15 protein-coding genes are annotated in these 16829 nt (G+C 50.5%); 5 read left to right on the forward strand and 10 right to left on the reverse strand.

Features of this window, described 5'->3' with window-relative positions; genetic code table 11:
• Positions 1-5 precede the first annotated feature (5 nt).
• The gene (locus FCL42_RS20120) at positions 6-1820 is read right to left on the reverse strand and encodes an autotransporter assembly complex protein TamA (protein ID WP_136865227.1); all 1815 of its coding nucleotides are present in this window, start codon (positions 1818-1820) and stop codon (positions 6-8) included.
• A gap of 194 nt (positions 1821-2014) precedes the next feature.
• Between FCL42_RS20120 and FCL42_RS20125 the strand changes: the two genes are divergently transcribed.
• A complete protein-coding gene (locus tag FCL42_RS20125; RefSeq protein ID WP_136865228.1) occupies positions 2015-3040 on the forward strand; it encodes an isoaspartyl peptidase/L-asparaginase family protein in 1026 nt (341 codons plus the stop codon).
• Between the two features lie 63 nt (positions 3041-3103).
• On the opposite strand, the gene FCL42_RS20130 is transcribed toward FCL42_RS20125, so the two are convergent.
• On the reverse strand, positions 3104-3460 hold the full coding sequence (locus tag FCL42_RS20130) for a YibL family ribosome-associated protein (RefSeq protein WP_136865229.1): 357 nt from the start codon (positions 3458-3460) through the stop codon (positions 3104-3106).
• 133 nt (positions 3461-3593) lie between these two features.
• On the opposite strand from FCL42_RS20130, the gene FCL42_RS20135 reads away from it, so the two are divergent.
• Both FCL42_RS20135 and FCL42_RS20140 read left to right on the forward strand, forming a co-directional pair.
• Positions 3594-3938, forward strand: a complete 345-nt coding sequence (locus FCL42_RS20135) for a YkvA family protein (protein ID WP_136865230.1) — start codon at positions 3594-3596, stop codon at positions 3936-3938.
• 75 nt (positions 3939-4013) lie between these two features.
• Complete coding sequence (locus tag FCL42_RS20140; protein WP_136865231.1) at positions 4014-4688, forward strand: hypothetical protein; 675 nt, start codon at positions 4014-4016, stop codon at positions 4686-4688.
• 47 nt (positions 4689-4735) lie between these two features.
• On the opposite strand, the gene FCL42_RS20145 is transcribed toward FCL42_RS20140, so the two are convergent.
• The 7 genes from FCL42_RS20145 to FCL42_RS20175 form a co-directional block, all read right to left on the reverse strand.
• Entirely contained in the window at positions 4736-6142 is a 1407-nt protein-coding gene (locus FCL42_RS20145) for an inorganic diphosphatase (RefSeq protein ID WP_136865232.1), read from the reverse strand.
• A 45-nt stretch (positions 6143-6187) separates the two neighbouring features.
• Positions 6188-7216, reverse strand: coding sequence for a hypothetical protein (locus tag FCL42_RS20150; protein ID WP_136865233.1), 1029 nt, complete (start codon positions 7214-7216; stop codon positions 6188-6190).
• 505 nt (positions 7217-7721) lie between these two features.
• Positions 7722-8375 (reverse strand): response regulator, encoded by a 654-nt coding sequence (locus FCL42_RS20155; RefSeq protein WP_136865234.1) that lies wholly within the window; start codon positions 8373-8375, stop codon positions 7722-7724.
• Positions 8376-8502: 127 nt separating this feature from the next.
• Positions 8503-9573 (reverse strand): 3-deoxy-7-phosphoheptulonate synthase, encoded by a 1071-nt coding sequence (locus FCL42_RS20160; RefSeq protein ID WP_136865235.1) that lies wholly within the window; start codon positions 9571-9573, stop codon positions 8503-8505.
• Positions 9574-9714: 141 nt separating this feature from the next.
• Positions 9715-10287 (reverse strand): LemA family protein, encoded by a 573-nt coding sequence (locus FCL42_RS20165; protein WP_136865236.1) that lies wholly within the window; start codon positions 10285-10287, stop codon positions 9715-9717.
• A 65-nt stretch (positions 10288-10352) separates the two neighbouring features.
• The gene (locus FCL42_RS20170; protein WP_136865237.1) at positions 10353-11624 is read right to left on the reverse strand and encodes a DUF3137 domain-containing protein; all 1272 of its coding nucleotides are present in this window, start codon (positions 11622-11624) and stop codon (positions 10353-10355) included.
• Positions 11625-11782: 158 nt separating this feature from the next.
• Positions 11783-12712, reverse strand: a complete 930-nt coding sequence (locus FCL42_RS20175) for an SPFH domain-containing protein (RefSeq protein WP_136865238.1) — start codon at positions 12710-12712, stop codon at positions 11783-11785.
• A 229-nt stretch (positions 12713-12941) separates the two neighbouring features.
• On the opposite strand from FCL42_RS20175, the gene FCL42_RS20180 reads away from it, so the two are divergent.
• Positions 12942-13376, forward strand: coding sequence for a superoxide dismutase, Ni (locus tag FCL42_RS20180; RefSeq protein WP_136865239.1), 435 nt, complete (start codon positions 12942-12944; stop codon positions 13374-13376).
• A gap of 86 nt (positions 13377-13462) precedes the next feature.
• On the opposite strand, the gene ppsR is transcribed toward FCL42_RS20180, so the two are convergent.
• Positions 13463-14275 (reverse strand): posphoenolpyruvate synthetase regulatory kinase/phosphorylase PpsR, encoded by an 813-nt coding sequence (gene ppsR, locus FCL42_RS20185; protein WP_136865240.1) that lies wholly within the window; start codon positions 14273-14275, stop codon positions 13463-13465.
• A 129-nt stretch (positions 14276-14404) separates the two neighbouring features.
• On the opposite strand from ppsR, the gene ppsA reads away from it, so the two are divergent.
• The gene (ppsA, locus tag FCL42_RS20190; protein ID WP_136865241.1) at positions 14405-16783 is read left to right on the forward strand and encodes a phosphoenolpyruvate synthase; all 2379 of its coding nucleotides are present in this window, start codon (positions 14405-14407) and stop codon (positions 16781-16783) included.
• Positions 16784-16829: the final 46 nt, after the last annotated feature.

A 16829-nucleotide genomic window follows, 5' to 3' on the forward strand; every position in this document is an offset into this window, starting at 1 on the left:
CGTTATTACAGCCCTGAGCCGATGGTGAGGTGCAATCTAAACGGCGGATCGTCTTCGCTTATCCCGTAACCGAAATCCGCTTTAATGGGGCCGACAGGGGAGATCCAATGAAGCCCGATCCCCACGGAGTACACCGGACTAAAGTCTTGAGTATTAAAGGCGTTACCTGCATCAATAAAGGTGGCCACTCGCCAGGAGTCCGACAGGTAATATTGGTATTCGGCACTGCCAACCATTAGGTAGCGGCCGCCGACCACCAATGATACCGTCTCGCCTTGATCGTTAATGGTCTCCTCTTTAGGGCCCAATGATTGATAGCCAAAACCACGGATGCTGATGTCACCGCCGGCGAAAAAACGCATGGATGGGGGCAGATCCAGCAGCTCGGCGTTATCAACCTGGCTAGCCCCAAGATCCGCCCGCAAAACGAAGCGGTGGCCAGCAAAGGGGGTATCTATCCACTTTAGTTGGCTGCGGGCTTGAGTGATGCGGGTATCGGCGCCCCAAATGGTATCGGCATGTTCAATGCTGTAGCTCTGGCGAAAGCCGCGTCTTGGATCCAGAGGGCTGCCCCAACGTTTGGTCTTAGACCAGCTTATTCCGGGCAGAAGCAGCTGGGCATCGAAATCTTGACCAACGGCTTTCCACTGCTCCTGAATCCAGCGAAGGTAATACTCCCGGACCCAGCCGCCACCAAGGTGAGTTTGTCGGGCAACACGAAGGCCATATTGTTCACTGTCGATGTCGCCATACTGGTCTTGGTCTATCACCGCATTAAACAGCAACTGATCTTGTGTGGGGTGTTCCAGTGGTATGCGATAAACCCAGTTAAGCTGTGGATTTTTAGACAGTTCTAACGTGAGCTGTTGGCTGTGGCCTGCGCGATTGATTTTAGGGGTACGCCAGGTTGTGGTGGCTCGCGGGCCATTATCCGTGGTGTAGCCGACACCAAGATCGACGGTATGTCGGGATGCCGCGGACAGCTGAACATCGATAGGAATACGCTGCTGCTCTGCTTTGTCGACCAACGGCAGTACCCGCAGATCGCCAAAATAGCCAGACTCCAGCAGCGAGCTGTTAAAGCTGGCGATGGCGTCACTGGTGTACGCTTGACCCGGCTCAAACGGGATCAGGGCCTCAAGCAGTTCGGGCTCCAGATCAAACTCATTAAATCGAACTTCACCGAGCAGGTAACGCTCGCCGCTGTCAAATACCAGAGTTACGTCGGCCAGATTCTGGTCTCGATCAACCTCCAGTGACGATTGAACAAATTTGCCGTCAAAATAGCCCCGGACGAGAGCCTCGGAAAGAATGCTGTTTTTGAGGGTTTGGTATTGCCCATGATGTAGCGGTTTGCCCGGGGCAATGGCGCTATTTTCTAAAACCTTACCAAGCTCTGGATCGCCGCTGGCTTCCCCTTCGACCCAGATCATTACAAAGCGATAATGAACTTGGGGGCCGGGCTTCACCTCTAGGTTGATGGGCCAGATTTCAGAGTCTTGCTCAACCACGAGGCTAAGCTCGGCATTGTAGTAGCCAAGAGCTTCAAGCGCTTGTTGAGCTTGCTTTTCTAGGGTGAATACAAAGGCGCGGCGCTCCGCTGCGGTCGTGGGGAGCGGAGTCAGGTACGCTTCAATGTTGGCGGTGATTCTATCGGAAGCGCCGCGTATCGCCAGCTGAACCAAGGGCTCTGGTGCCTTTTCTCGTTTTTTAAGCAGGCGCGGGCGCTCTGAGTCTTCGGCGTGAGCCAAGTTCATGCTCAGTAGGATAAACAGAGCGGCTAACCATAGGTTGGGCTTAAGTTGGCGCCAGAAAGTCACGGAATCAGATACTCATAGGGTTGAGATTGGTAAAGCATAGACAGTTGCTGGGAGGCAAAACCTTATAGAGTTGACACCGGCTAAAGTGGCTATAGGTTGAACTGTGTACCCCAAATCAGACCATCAAGTTAACTATTTAAATTATATGAGAAATGGAACATGATGGCGAAGCATTGTTTTTGAAAAGGATTCCCATGAAGCGAAAATACTCTCTGTTGGCTGCGCTGATTTCGCCGCTGCTGTTTGGCTTTCCTGCATTCGCTGCGGACGTGGCCATTGCTATTCATGGCGGCGCAGGCGCCATCGCCAAGGAGAAGATGACTCCGGAGAAGGAAGCCTTAGTACGGCAAAAGCTGGAGCAGGCGGTGAGGGCCGGGCACCAGGTGTTAACGCAAGGGGGGGACAGCTTGAAGGCGGTGCAAGTGGCCGTGCAAGTCTTGGAAGCCAGCCCGCTTTTCAACGCCGGTGTTGGGGCGGTGTTCACCTATGAAGGCGCCCACGAATTGGACGCTTCCATCATGGATGGTCGAACTCTAGAAGCGGGCGCCGTGGCCGGTGTTAAACAGGTGAAAAGCCCCATTGAGCTTGCCTACAAGGTGATGACGGACTCGCCTCACGTCATGCTCTCAGGTGCTGGAGCGGTGGAATTTGCTCTCGAACAGGGATTGGAATTGGTGCCCAACCACTATTTTGATACCGATGCCCGCTACCAAGGGTTACTGCGAGCGAAGCAGAAGATTCTTGATAATCAAAAACACACCGACAGTTACAAAGCTGCGGTGGGTAAGCTGGACGATGGTTATAAATATGGCACCGTGGGCGCGGTGGCGGTTGATATCAACGGCAACCTCGCGGCGGCTACCTCCACAGGCGGTATGACCGCGAAGCGTTGGGGGCGAATTGGCGACTCACCGGTGATTGGAGCTGGCACCTATGCGGACAACCAAAGCTGCGCCGTGTCTGCCACTGGTCATGGGGAGTATTTTATTCGCTATAACGTCGCCGCTGACATTTGCGCCCGAGTCAAATACCAAGGGCTGAATATTGAGGAAGCGTCCTCCACCGTCATTCATGAGGTGTTACTGCCCGCAGGCGGCACCGGTGGAGTGATTGTGGTGGACGCTAAAGGCAACATCGCCATGCCCTATAACACTCAAGGGATGTATCGAGCCAGTGTCGATACGGATGGCAAGGTGACGGTGTCTATTTGGGATGAGTAATTGGCAAGGGTAATAAATCATCGACCACGGTAAGGCTGTGGTCGATGGGAGTTTAATTTATATTTAGAACTTCTTGTGGGCGAAGCCGGTCATTTCGGTTAGCCCCATCTCTTTGCCTAGAGCGGTCATAGGGTGAACGACAACTAAGCCACGCACTTTCTTCTTCAGCGCACCTTGGTCCGCTTGCTCCTCTTTTGTCAGCGGGCGCTTAAATGCCATTTTGGCAATGTCGGCGCCTTTTTTGCTGAGCTGGCGGTCGACGGTGGTTTTGGTGCTGTCGATCTTTTTGGTTAAGGCTTGAACTTCATCCATGAACTTCTCGATCATCGCCATATCACCGCGCTCATGGGCGGCATTGAGTTTACGGCGCGCCTTTTCCAGACGATTATTGAGTTGGTGAAGTTCGGTTTTTAAATTCATGAATCTACCTATCGATTGGAGCCTGTGGTGGCGATCACGCCTAGGTGCGTGAGCAATGGGGTAGTATATCAGTTTCCTTTGGCAGAAGTGGCTTAAATCACAAAGGTAGCGACTTGAGCATAGGTTTATAAACATGGACGATTACAGTCAGCACTATTCAGAGTCCTCCTTCTGGGAGAAGCTTGGCCGTTATGCGGGGCGCATTGGCCGAGAAGCGGTCGAGAAAGCCTTAGTGCTCTATTACTGCCTAATGGATCCGCAAACCCCGTCTCAGGCTAAGTTAGTGATTGTGGCGGCGCTGGGCTACCTCATTATGCCGCTGGATGTGATTCCGGATTTGATGCCGGGCACCGGTTTCAGTGACGATGTGGGCGCTTTGTCGGTGGCCATGGCCACCGTGGCAGCTCACCTGACCGACGAGCACTGGCAGCAGGCCAAAGCCAAACTGAGTCAATGGTTTGGTGAAGAGGCTCGCTGACATTTGTTTTAGATCAGTGCGTATTATCAGTGAATTCAATAGCATAAAGGCATTCCAATTGAGAAGGATGCCTCAATGTTTCAGTGCCTTTGCTCCCTGCATGTGTGTTTCTTCGGGTTAATCAACCAAGCCATTGTTAATGCTGAGTCACTCTCTTTAGACAGTCGGTTTGGCGCTGCAGAGTTGCCATCTCACGTTAAGTACTACGAAACCGACTCTCGACTTAATGTCCTGCTAAATCCCTACCTTCAGGTGGCCAGCTCGACGTGGCCAGCAACCCTTAACCCCAAGGTCAGCGCTTACGATTGGTGTATTGATGTCAGTGGTCGCCTGTTGGTGATTCAGCCAGTTGCACACCCGAAGGGGCGCTATTTTGAGTCAGACTTTGTGCGCCCAGAGGATGGTTATCATAAAGCGCAGGGGTATCAGGAGAAGTACGGCCATGTATCGGCGACAGCAGGTGCGCCGGCGCGGATCTGCGGAGAGATCATTAATACCGGAGAGGGGCAGTGGCGGGTCAACAATAAATCTGGTCGATACAGCAAAAATATTGACGACAGGACGCCAGATAAACTGATGCATGCCACCAAATTGATTCGTTCGCAGGTTGAGGTTGGCAGTATGAGCTGGGGAGCGAGTGTTTATCTGTTTGATTACGGCCCTAAGGCCAGCTTTGAGATGGCTTTATCCCATGGAGTGGTGAGCTACGGTGATCCCAAGTTGGGGTTGATGCCCTTTATGATGCTATAGAAAAAGCCGCAACGAATTGCTTCGCTGCGGCTTAATACCCTAAAGGTCTACTTTAGGCTTACGGTAACGAATGGCTTTTTCTTCTTCTTAGTGTCGAGGTATTGAATCTCTTTGCTGTCTTTAAACTGGGCTTGAGTGGCTTCGTTGCCATAGGCCAAGCGATAGCGCACTTCGCCCCAAGGCTTACCCGCAGGATCCACGGTTTGCTGGATTAGCTTAGCCACGTTGGCAAGCTGCTCTGGGGTGCGATCGATATTCTTTTTCGAGTAGCGGCCAGACTTGTTATTGATGATCCACACGCCATCTTCAAACAGGATTTCACCACCTAGGCGCGCAACGCCACCGGCAACGCCAGAGGTGTGGCCATATTTCTCTTTTGGATACTTCTTCTTACCGCCTTTTACCTTGACCTTCTTTTTACGGCCATCTTCAGGGCGCACGTAACCATTTTTGTATTTGCGTCCCATAGGGTGAGTGGCTTCTTGCACTACGGCAACCTGACCCTCGGCGTTGACAATGTAGTTGTAGACGCCAATCTCTGGATCAAGAATCGCAGGGTGGTCTTTGCTGGCCACTTGCAGGTAAGGGTTTAGCATAATCTGGTCATCAGCATTGACCTCATAATACTTAATGTAGGAAGGCAGGCTTAGGGTGCCATACAACTCATCCAATTGGCTGTCGCCTTTAGCAGGCAGGTTGGCGTATTTGTAGCCGTTGTTCTTTGAAGCTGGCCAGTAGTGCAGCTTAGGGTTGCCGTTGGCTTGCAGAGGCACCTTGTCGGCCTCGCCGGTGTGGGAGTTTTCAAAGGCTAAGATGGAGTCACCAATGAGCTGAATGGCTTGGTTACGATCCTTAAAGTCTTTGGCTTGCAGTTTGAAGTTGCCCTGTTCATCTCGCCCCTTGTAGGAAGTAAACCAAGTCTTAACTATGGTGGTGATGCCAGGGAAGTTGGTATCCAAACACTGGACATCATGGCAGACAGCTAAGGGTGAGCCATCTTGAACCATTAGGATCTTGTAATCCGCTTCACCGCCATCCACCAGATCCAGCACGGCAATAGGGCGCGCTTTGATGATGGAGCCAATAGGCTCAGCAGGACCCAGTACCAATACGTCCATTGGATCGCCATCACCGCCTTGATCTTTAGGTAGTAGCGTACGAGGGATCATGCCGTAGTTACCTGGGTAACCCAGATATTTTACAAAGCGTGGCTGACCATTTTTCTGTTCTAATTCCAGCATGCCGGTTGTTTTATTGACTTCATATTTTGCAGTTTGCCCAGCGGGAATTTCCACAACCACATTAATAGTGCCATCGAGATTGTGGGCACTATAGCCAGTTAAAAAATGCTTTTCACCTTTTAATATTGAATTATGAGGTGTGACATTGGCGCTGGCGGCAAAAGATAAACTAACAGCGGTGGCCACTAAAGTGGACATTATAATCTTCTTCATTGTAATTTCCTTAATTATACGATGAAAACTCTGTTGTTACTGCAGTTAGGATGGATCGTCATTAAAAGCAACCGTACCGTCAGGTAATGGTTTGGGTGCTTTATAAAATCGTAAGTCTGATGCTTTTAAATTTTTAAATGGAGGTATTTCTAAACCTGAATTTCTTAAAAAGCTCGCTTTTGAACCTCGCCATTTAGGGTTGTCTTTTAGGCCTAAAGTCGTATCGACGTGCTGATAGAGCTTTTGCATAAATGACTCTGCGGCAATATGAGTCGACTCCATATCGTAGTAATCTCCAGTAGGGTAACCAAAAGAGAAGTCATAAATGAGCGCTTGCTCACCGGAGTCGATAGGTAGCCAGGCTTCCATGGATATCCCGGATGGGAAAGGCAGCCCGGGCAGAACAACATAACCCGGCTTCATGCGGATGCTATAAACGCCGGTTCCGATTAGCTCTATATCGTGAGCAATGCTGAGTTCACTGAGTAGTGGCGCCAGCTCAGCAAACTCGCCAAAGGTGCTGGGGAGGCTGCTAGGGTCAGCGTCGACTTTCAGGGATTTTTCGAGATAGGTATCTAGTTGATAATTGTGAGCCGGACCCACGTTCTCCTCTAATGCGGCGTCCTCCTCATCCAGCATTGCACCAAATACCCGCTCAGGATGGTTTCGGTCGAGGTACTTCACGGTTAGAGCGGATGACGCAGGTTGGCCCTGCAGATATTTGGTGGTAATACGAACCAAATATCCTTGTTTGGCGAGTTGTTTGTCTACGGTGTCGTAATATACTTTGGTAGAATAGGTCAAACCATCGAAGTTATAAGGCTTCTCTTGAATGGTTAAATTATTGCTTTCAGCAAATGCTTTAACTTTATCCCATATTTTGTGTAAACCAATTTCTGGAGAGTAACCGACTTTATTTGGATCGAGCAGAAGCTTCATCTCTCGAGCTTCAATAATCTCTAGAGCTTCCGGATGTCGATCTATTTGCTTTTTATATGCAAAATCAGATTCGGCAGACACATTCCATGTTAAAAGCATAAGCAGAGCCGATGCCGGTAATAGACTTACCTTCATTATTTAGGTTCTCATTTGTTGGTTAGCATGTGAGAAATTAAAAATCACATTCCCAAATTCTGAACTTTATTTTTATTTCTCTTGTTTATCGAAATTTAATTTATGGGTTGAGCTGCCGTTAATCTTTGATCTAAATCAATCGCTTTTCCGAGAGTTAGGCCTTAACTGGTAAAGGGTGATACCGATCTGGTTTTTAGTTGTTCTGACATGGGTAGCGGTAAGTAGCTATTGAAATAAGCTCGTTAAGGTGGTGGTGTCATAAAAAGTTGAAACTTAAGGGCGATGATAAAACACCGAATTGACTGAATTCTTTGAATAATTAGGAAGTTATGCCAATTCAATAAGTATCTACCTGATTGAGATCTGCGATCTACCTAGTGCGATGAAGAGAAGAGAGCAATCAAGGCACAAGACTGATTGCTAGTGGCCTTAACAATCAGTCTCGCAATGAAGTTGGAACCGGTTTAAGCCAGTAATGATGACCAAGTCTTTCGTTTACTGTGTATTACAACGGCCTCGAATCGATATCCAAACTGGAAAGTGCGATAACCGCTTGGGTTCGATTGCGTACCCCTAACTTTTTGAAGATGGCGGTTGCATGGGCTTTGATGGTGGCTTCTGAGACCCCAAGATCGTAGGCAATTTGCTTGTTGAGCAAGCCCTCGGCAAACATCTGCAATACTCGATATTGCTGTGGTGTGAGCTCCGCCAGCTTGTGGCCGATGTCTGCGTGGTCTGCAGCACTGTTTTGGTCGGTGAGCGAATCAGGAAAACACAATTCCCCTTCAAGCACTTGGGTAAGGGCACTGATCAGTTGCTGTGGCTGGGCCGACTTAGGCAGAAAGCCTTGGGCACCGTAATGGGCCGCTTTAGCAATGGTTTGGCCGTCTTCATGGGCGGAGATCACCACGACTGGAGTGGCAGGGTAGTGGCTACGAAGGTGAATCAGGGTGGAGTAGCCATGGCTGCCTGGCATTTGGAGGTCCAGTAGAATCAGGTCTAGATCTGGGTGCTTTTGCAGTTGCTGCTCAATGGCATCGGCGCTGTCGGCTTCCAGCCACTGAATCGCCTCCATTCCATGAGATAGGGATTGTTTGAGCGCTTGACGAAACAGAGGGTGATCGTCGGCGATGAGAATGGTGTGTGTTGCAAGCGCCATGGCGTTGTTATCCTTGTTATGAGCCAAGTCGGGCTGAGCCTAGACTAGATTAGTAGGCTCTACTTTATGCAATCTTGGGACAAATTCAAAGGGACAGACAAACTGTCCCTTTGAATTTTAAAGGAGATTAGCCGTTGGTCTGTTTGATACGGCGAGCGCGGCTGGCGGCGGCGAGGTCGCGAAGCAGTTGCTCGCTGTCGTGCCAGTGAAGACAGGCATCGGTAATGCTCTGACCGTACTCTAGTGGTTGACCCGCAACCACTTTTTGGTTGCCCTCTTTGATAAAGCTCTCTGCCATAACGCCAGCAATCATTGGCCCATGGGCCTGAGTGAGCTGCTCCATCACATCCGCAGCCACGTCCAGTTGGCGTTTGTGGTTTTTCTGGCTGTTGCCATGGGAAAAATCCACCACCAGTCGAGGACACACTCCGGCATCGCTGAGTTTGTTGGACGCGTCCTGAACAAAATGGGCTTCGTAATTTGGCTGTTTGCCCCCACGGAGAATCAGATGGCCGAAGGGGTTACCGTGGGTACGATAAACCGACATCTGTCCAGATTTGTCTGGAGAGTAGAAGATGTGGGGCACTCGAGCCGCACGCACGGCATCGATGGCGATCTGAATCGAGCCGTCGGTACCATTTTTAAAGCCCACAGGGCAGGAAAGCGCTGAGGCCATCTCTCGGTGAACCTGGCTCTCCGTGGTGCGGGCACCAATGGCGCCCCAAGTGATGAGGTCGGCAATGTACTGGCCGTTCACCATGTCGAGAAACTCGGTGGCGATAGGCAGTTTCAGCTCGCTGATGTCAACCAACAGCTTACGGGCTAGACGCAGGCCCTTGTTGGCTTCGAAGCTGCCATCAAGATCTGGGTCGGAGATCAGGCCTTTCCAGCCAACGGTGGTGCGAGGCTTTTCAAAGTAGACTCGCATTACAATCATCAGATCTTCAGCCAACTCCTGCTGCAATACCGCCAGTTTACTGGCGTAATCTAATGCGGCATCGGCATCGTGGATGGAGCAGGGGCCGATCACCACCAACAGGCGAGAGTCTTGTCCATTGAGAATCGCCTCGACCTGACGTCGAGCACTAAGTAGGGATTCGGCAGCGTCATCGGAGAGTGGGAACTCTTCGGCCAGTTCTACAGGCGAAATCACTTTACACAACAGTGAAGTGCGTAGTTCATCGGTTTTAAATGTCATGTGTGCCTACAACAGGAAGAGCATCGCTCTTCGTTTTGCAACTAATTAGCGGGATTATAACGGAAGATGAGCGATAGGGCGACGGCCGCCGCCCTATCCGTTGTGTTTTGAACGTTCAGTTACAAGATTATCTGTGCCAATTTACAGGTTTGGCTTGTAGTCAAAGCCAGCTTGAGCCTCAGCGTCGCTGAAAGCTTTGATAGGCTGTTTCTTGTTGAACATGGCGTTGACGATGGAGCTTGGGAACATCTGAATGCCGTTGTTGAACTCTTCCACATTGCGGTTAAAGATGCGGATAGCGGCGCCCACTTGCTCCTGTTGCTCAGAGATCTCTGCCATTACCTTAAGGTAGGTGTCAGAGGCTTTTAGATCAGGGTAGGCTTCCACGGCCACGCGCAGCCCTTGCAGCAAGCTGGCGGTGTGCTTCTCAGTGGCGACCAGTTTGCTGGCATCCACTTGGCTGTCGCCCAGTTCGCTGATGGCGTTACGCAGCTTGGTGACCTCGGTCAGCACAGAGGCTTCATGAAGTTTGTACTGCTCAACCATCTTCTCAACATGAGGAATGATTTTGTTTTTCTGGCGCTCTTGGGTCAGCACCGATGCCCAGGCACGGTCGACGGCGTTATAGCGGCCAACGATGCCGTTGTACATCAAGATGACGGCAATCACGATTACCGCGATGACGGCGAAGATGATTAGGGTTGGTTCACTCATATCAGTTTCTCTTTTGTTAGGTATTGAGGCCTTGGATACCAATGGAATTGGTGTGAGGCTCTCGGTTAAGCAAAATTATTGTCAGATAGACGCATTAGGTTATGGATGGTTGCCAGCAGTGCGTCGAGTTTCTCCAGTTTGGCGTGGCCGGCAATCTCCTCTTTAAAGGCATCGGGCTTATCTAATCCAAAACGACGGCGCAGGCTAAGCAGGTCTTTGTCTTCAAAGGCGATGCAAGTGTCGCTGTTGCCGATAATCTCAATCACTGGGCGCGTAAAGTCATCTCCAAACTCACTTAGGGCTTCCACCACCGCTGGGCTAAGCAGCCTTGCGGCTTGCATCTCATCTCGGGTACGCACTTTAAACATCCGGTTAAAAGCGTTGGATGCAGTGGTGTACTTTTTCCCTGGGAAGCTGATTCTCGGATCGCTATCTAAAGAGACCGACTTCGCAAACGGGAAGTTCAGTAGCACACCGTAACGATCGAAGTGATCATAGCGAGTTCGGGTTTTGGTATTGCCCTCGGAATCCTGATAGGTTTCCGTGCGTTTATCCACGTAGTGGAAGTGGTACAACTGAAACGCAAACTGATGCACCTCCCCTTGATACTCGCCTGAATACATCGCCTGAATCTCCCGGCGGTGATTGCCTCGGTCAAACTCACGGAATTTAGATTCCAGTTCACGGGCTTTACTCTCAGGTTTGACCTTCTGTTCGGTCAAATTGTTGTTGAGCAAAATATCACGCATGTGGATGCGGTCAGACACTGGATTACGCCAGTATTTGCGTTTACGTAGCCAGTAATAGAGTAGCGCGGCCAATATCAGGGTCACAGCCGTAATTTCAAGGGGATAGTAAAACTGCCCCTGATTGGTGATCATGATCGTTAGGTTAGCCACGAGGAACCAGTAGCCTTGGAACCACATGGGAACAAACGCCAGTAACCCCACTGCAACACCAATCATTGCTGGTACAACCCAAGGGCGATCCAGAGGCGGCTTCAGCATGGGTAACTTGCCCTGTTTACTGAACTTTTGGCTCACCAGGAACGCAATGCCACCGGGCACCCAAATGGCGGAGTAGTGCATGGCGTTGTACATGACCGCGCCTATCGCGCTGTAATTGCCCCCGATCATGTAGTTCATCATCATCCCCACGGCCGTAATGGCGAACAACACCCACATGAGCGCGGTGGGTAACTGGTCGTTGTAATCCAGTGGCCCAGTATGATGTTGAACGGAGTCGATGACATTCATCAGATGATCTTGGGAGGTGGCGGCTTCCACATCGGCTTTGATCTGCTCGATGTTGGCCTTTACTTGGCTATTGTGGCTCATGAAACCTCTTATGAGTCTTAATTCTCTACTTGAGAAAGGCGACAATATTACCTAAAAACTATTGATGTAAAAGGATAAAAGTTTATTTTTGAGAGCGAATTTCGCTATTGGCTACCCTTGGCCCCTGAGAACAGGGGCTAGGGTAAAAGCCCAGTGAATTACTGCTTTTGGGCTTGCAGGTTCCACAACACGTTTTGGTCGGCGCCCATCATGGTAGAAGGCATCTTGCCATCCCAGCTTTGGGCTCGAACGTATTCCACCAGCAGCGGACTTTTGCTGATCGCTTCGGCCTTTTTCTTCATCGCTTCCGCTTCAGCCAGACCTTTAATGCGAATCGCTTCAGATTCCGCCTGAGCTTCGGTGATGATGGCGTAGGCGTTACCGTCTGCACGAGCTTTCTCAGCATCACGTTTGGCCTCGGCGGTGTTTACCTCCCGTTGCGCTTCCAGCTTCTGACGCTCCAAACGGTGTTTTTCAGCGGCGGCGAGGTTTTTCTCAGTCTGCTTAGTTTCGATGCTTTGCAGATACTTCGCCGGTAGGCCCAGGTTTTCAATCTGAACGCTGTCCAACTTCACTGGGAATTCACTCATGGTCTGCACCACAATCTCTTCGATTTTGCCAATCACCTGTCCACGGTTTTGCACAATCTCTTCCGCTTTATAGCGAGCGATGGCGTCTTTGGCGGCGGAGCGCAGCCTTGGATCCAGAATGCGGTTCTCAAACTGTTCCAAGCCGCCGTAGTTCCGGTAAAGCTCAAAGGCTTCTGAGCGCACCACGGTCCAGTTAATTGACACGTCAATATCAACAGGCATCTGTTCGTGCGTGGCGGCTTTGAGTACCTCGACGTTTTTACGGGTTCGAATCTCAAGTTTCTCAACGGTATCCGCCATTGGCACCTTGAAGTGCAGCCCGGGGTTCACTTGCTGCTGCGCTTCACCGAAGCGCTTCACAATCCCTACGTGGCCTTCATCAATGGTGTAAAACGATGAAAACGCAAAGACAACGCCAACAAAGGTGGTGAGGCCTAGGCCGATAACGCGGCCGGGTTTTTTCACTTGAACTTTGGTTGGGTTTGGTAAAGCTGACATAATGATCTCCTTATATTTCAGCTAATTGAATCATTTACTCACTGATGATTATGATAAGAATTATTTATTTATCAATCAATTGTTATTATGAAAATATTTTATGGTATTTGTCTGTTAAATATTCGGTAATTCCGATAATTTGATTCATGGGTGATGGCAATCAAATTTGCACCTTTGCCAATAGCCGCTAGCTTCAATGAGGGAAAGCAACTGGAAAAAGGATGCAAAGATGAAGTATTGGATTTTGTTGGCGGCACTGTTGGTTCCGAGTTGGGCATGGGCGCACTGTCAGGTGCCCTGTGGCATCTATGATGATCATGCTCGGGTACAGCAGATGCTGGAAGATGCAGCCACGGTGGAGAAGGCGACCACCATGATGGCGGAACTGGCGGGCAAGAGTGACGCCCAGTCGCAAAATCAGATGGTGCGCTGGGTGATGAACAAAGAGTCCCATGCACAAAAAGTAATTGAAACCATTAGCGATTACTTTTTAACTCAGAGGGTTAAGCCATCACAGAAGGATTATGCAACTCGGCTTCAAAAGCATCATGGGGTGATTTTGGCGGCGATGAAAGCCAAACAGAATGCCGATGGCAAGTATGCGGCGGAGTTGATGGCGGCGATTTCAGGACTCAAAGGCTACTATCCAGAGCACAAACACTGAGTTAACGGCGTTTAAAGATGCAAAGGGCGTCACCCAGTGTGACGCCCTTGTTGTTTCATCGCGGTTAACCGGATGGTCGACAGAGCCTAAAACATACTCCGTTCCAGTCCAGTTTTGGACAGAATCTTAGTGGCGATCTCTTCAACCGAACTGTTGGTGGTGTTGATGAAGGGGATGCGCTCTCGTTTGAACAACATCTCTACTTCTTTGACCTCCATGCGGCATTGACGAGGTGAAGCGTATTTGGAATCGGCCAGACGAGACTGTCGAATCTCCTGTAATCGCTGTGGGTTGATGGTGAGGCCAAACAGCTTCTTCTTATAGCGCTTTAACTCTGGGGGCAGTTTCAGGTCTTCCATATCTTCGGCGATGAAGGGGTAGTTGGCGGCCTTGATGCCAAACTGCATAGATAGGTAGAGGCTCGATGGGGTTTTGCCGCAACGAGACACCCCAATCAAGATAACGTCGGCTTCCTCTAGATTTTTCATGGTAACGCCATCGTCGTTGTCCATGGCATAGTGAATCGCATCGATACGCGCATTGTAGGAATCGTTGGCGATGCTGTGGGTTCGGTGCGCTTTTGGCTCGGCTTTGATCCCTAGCTGCTGCTCAAGGGGGGCAACGAAGGTGTTAAGGAAGTCGTAATCTAAGCCTTCCGAGGAGTAGATAATGGCGCGAATTTCTGGATTAACAATGGAATGAAAGATAAGTGGCCGTTCACCCGTTGTTATAAAACTATCATTGATTAGATTTCGAACTTCTTCTGCTTTGGCCAAGGTTTCGATGAAAGGGTACGTTTTTTGTTCAAAATCAACGGGAAATTGGGACAAAACAGCATGCCCGAAGATCTCTGCAGTGATCGCTGTACCGTCGGAAATGTAGAACACTTTGCGGGTCATAATGGCCTCTTGTAGTAATAAAATTACAGAAGAAAATGAGTCTTTTACGCTTGTTTGGCGCAGTGTATGATGCCCGCACTCTCTTAGCAAAGAGTGATAAAAATAATCTGAGGTTGTGAGGACAGAACAGTGACCCAATACGTACTCTGGTACCAAGAACTTGGCATGAACGACGTCAACCGAGTTGGCGGAAAAAATGCTTCTTTAGGCGAAATGATCAGCAACCTGGCTAATGCCGGTGTTCAGGTCCCAGGTGGCTTCGCGACCACCGCAGAAGCCTATGATGAGTTTTTGGAGCAAAGTGGACTCAACGAGAAGATCCATACCGTTCTGGATACCCTAGATGTAGATGATGTAAATGCTCTGGCCAAAGCGGGCGCTGAAATCCGCCAGTGGATCATCGACACCCCATTTCAACCAGCTCTCGAAGAAGCCATCAACCAGGCTTATGGCGAACTGAACCAAGGTGGCACCGAAGATGCTTCCTTCGCTGTGCGCTCCTCTGCGACCGCAGAAGATATGCCAGACGCGTCCTTCGCGGGCCAGCAGGAAACCTTCCTGAACGTGCGCGGCATCGATGCTGTGATGGTTGCCATCAAGCACGTATTTGCTTCCCTATTTAATGACCGCGCCATCTCTTACCGTGTGCACCAAGGTTACGACCATCGTGGTGTGGCTTTGTCTGCAGGCATCCAGCGTATGGTGCGCTCCGACAAAGCTTCCTCCGGTGTGATGTTCTCCATCGACACCGAGTCCGGCCACGAAGACGTGGTATTTGTGACCTCCGCCTATGGTCTGGGTGAGATGGTGGTACAGGGTGCGGTTAACCCTGATGAATTTTACGTTCACAAGCCAACTTTGAAATCGGGTCACAAGGCGGTTCTGCGTCGCAACCTAGGCTCTAAGCTGGTTCAGATGATCTACTCTGCCGATGAGTCTCACGGTAAGCAGGTTGAGATTGTTGATGTGGACGCCGATCTGCAAAAGCAGTTCTCCGTTACCGATGAAGAGGTACTGGAACTGGCCAAGCAAGCGGTGATCATTGAGCAGCACTACGGCCGTCCAATGGACATCGAGTGGGCTAAAGATGGCATCGACGGCAAGCTGTACATCGTACAGGCTCGCCCTGAAACCGTACGCTCTAACGAAGACGCTCAGGTAATGGAGCGCTTCACCCTAGAGGGTAAGAGCGACGTGGTTTGTGAAGGCCGCGCCATTGGTCACAAGGTGGGTGCAGGTACTGCGAAAGTACTGGATTCCATCGAAGACATGGACAAGATCCAGCCAGGTGATGTACTGGTTACCGACATGACTGACCCAGATTGGGAACCAATCATGAAGCGTGCCAGCGCCATTGTTACCAACCGTGGCGGTCGTACCTGTCACGCGGCGATTATCGCTCGTGAACTGGGCATTCCAGCCGTCGTTGGTTGTGGCGATGCTACCGCTAAGATCAGCAATGGTCAGGAAGTAACAGTTTCCTGTGCCGAAGGTGACACCGGTTACATCTACGAAGGCAAGCTTGAGTTCTCTGTAACTTCGTCTCGCGTTGATGACCTGCCTGAACTGCCGATGAAGATCATGATGAACGTGGGTAACCCGGATCGTGCCTTTGACTTCGGCCGTCTGCCGAATGCCGGCATCGGCTTGGCTCGCCTTGAGTTCATTATCAACCGCATGATTGGTGTGCACCCTAAAGCGTTGCTGAATTACGACGATCAAGATGCCGACGTGAAGGCGGAGATCGACGAGATGATGGCCGGTTACGCCAACCCAGTTGAGTTCTACATTGCTCGTCTGGCTGAAGGTGTGGCTTCCATTGCCGCTTCTGTATACCCACAGCGCGTTATCGTACGTCTGTCTGACTTTAAGTCTAACGAATACGCCAACTTGGTGGGTGGTGAGCGCTACGAGCCGGAAGAAGAGAACCCAATGTTGGGCTTCCGCGGTGCGTCCCGTTACATCGATGACAGCTTCCGTGATTGCTTCGCCCTTGAGTGTGAAGCCATTAAGCGAGTTCGCGGTGAGATGGGCCTGACCAACGTCGAAATCATGATTCCATTCGTTCGTACTTTGGGCGAAGCGGAAGGTGTGATTGCCGAGCTGGGTAAAAACGGCCTGAAGCGTGGCGAAGACGGCCTGAAAGTACAGATGATGTGCGAGCTGCCTTCCAACGCCCTGCTGGCGGATCAGTTCTTGGATCACTTCGATGGCTTCTCCATCGGCTCTAACGACATGACTCAGTTGGGTCTGGGTCTGGACCGTGACTCTGGCATCATCAGCCACCTGTTCGACGAGCGTGACCCAGCGGTTAAGAAGCTGCTGTCCATGGCGATTCAAGCGGCTAAGGCTCGCGGCAAGTACGTTGGTATCTGTGGTCAGGGTCCATCCGACCACGAAGATTTCGCCGCATGGCTGGCAGAAGAGGGCATCGATTCGGTATCTCTGAACCCAGACACCGTGATTGAAACCTGGCTGTATCTGGGCAAAACCCTGCCTAAGAAGTAAATTGTCGGGCTGATAACCTCAGTCAATTTGAAGATAATCCCAAGGG

The organism is Ferrimonas aestuarii (assembly GCF_005116665.1).
Taxonomy (GTDB): Bacteria; Pseudomonadota; Gammaproteobacteria; order Enterobacterales; family Shewanellaceae; genus Ferrimonas; species Ferrimonas aestuarii.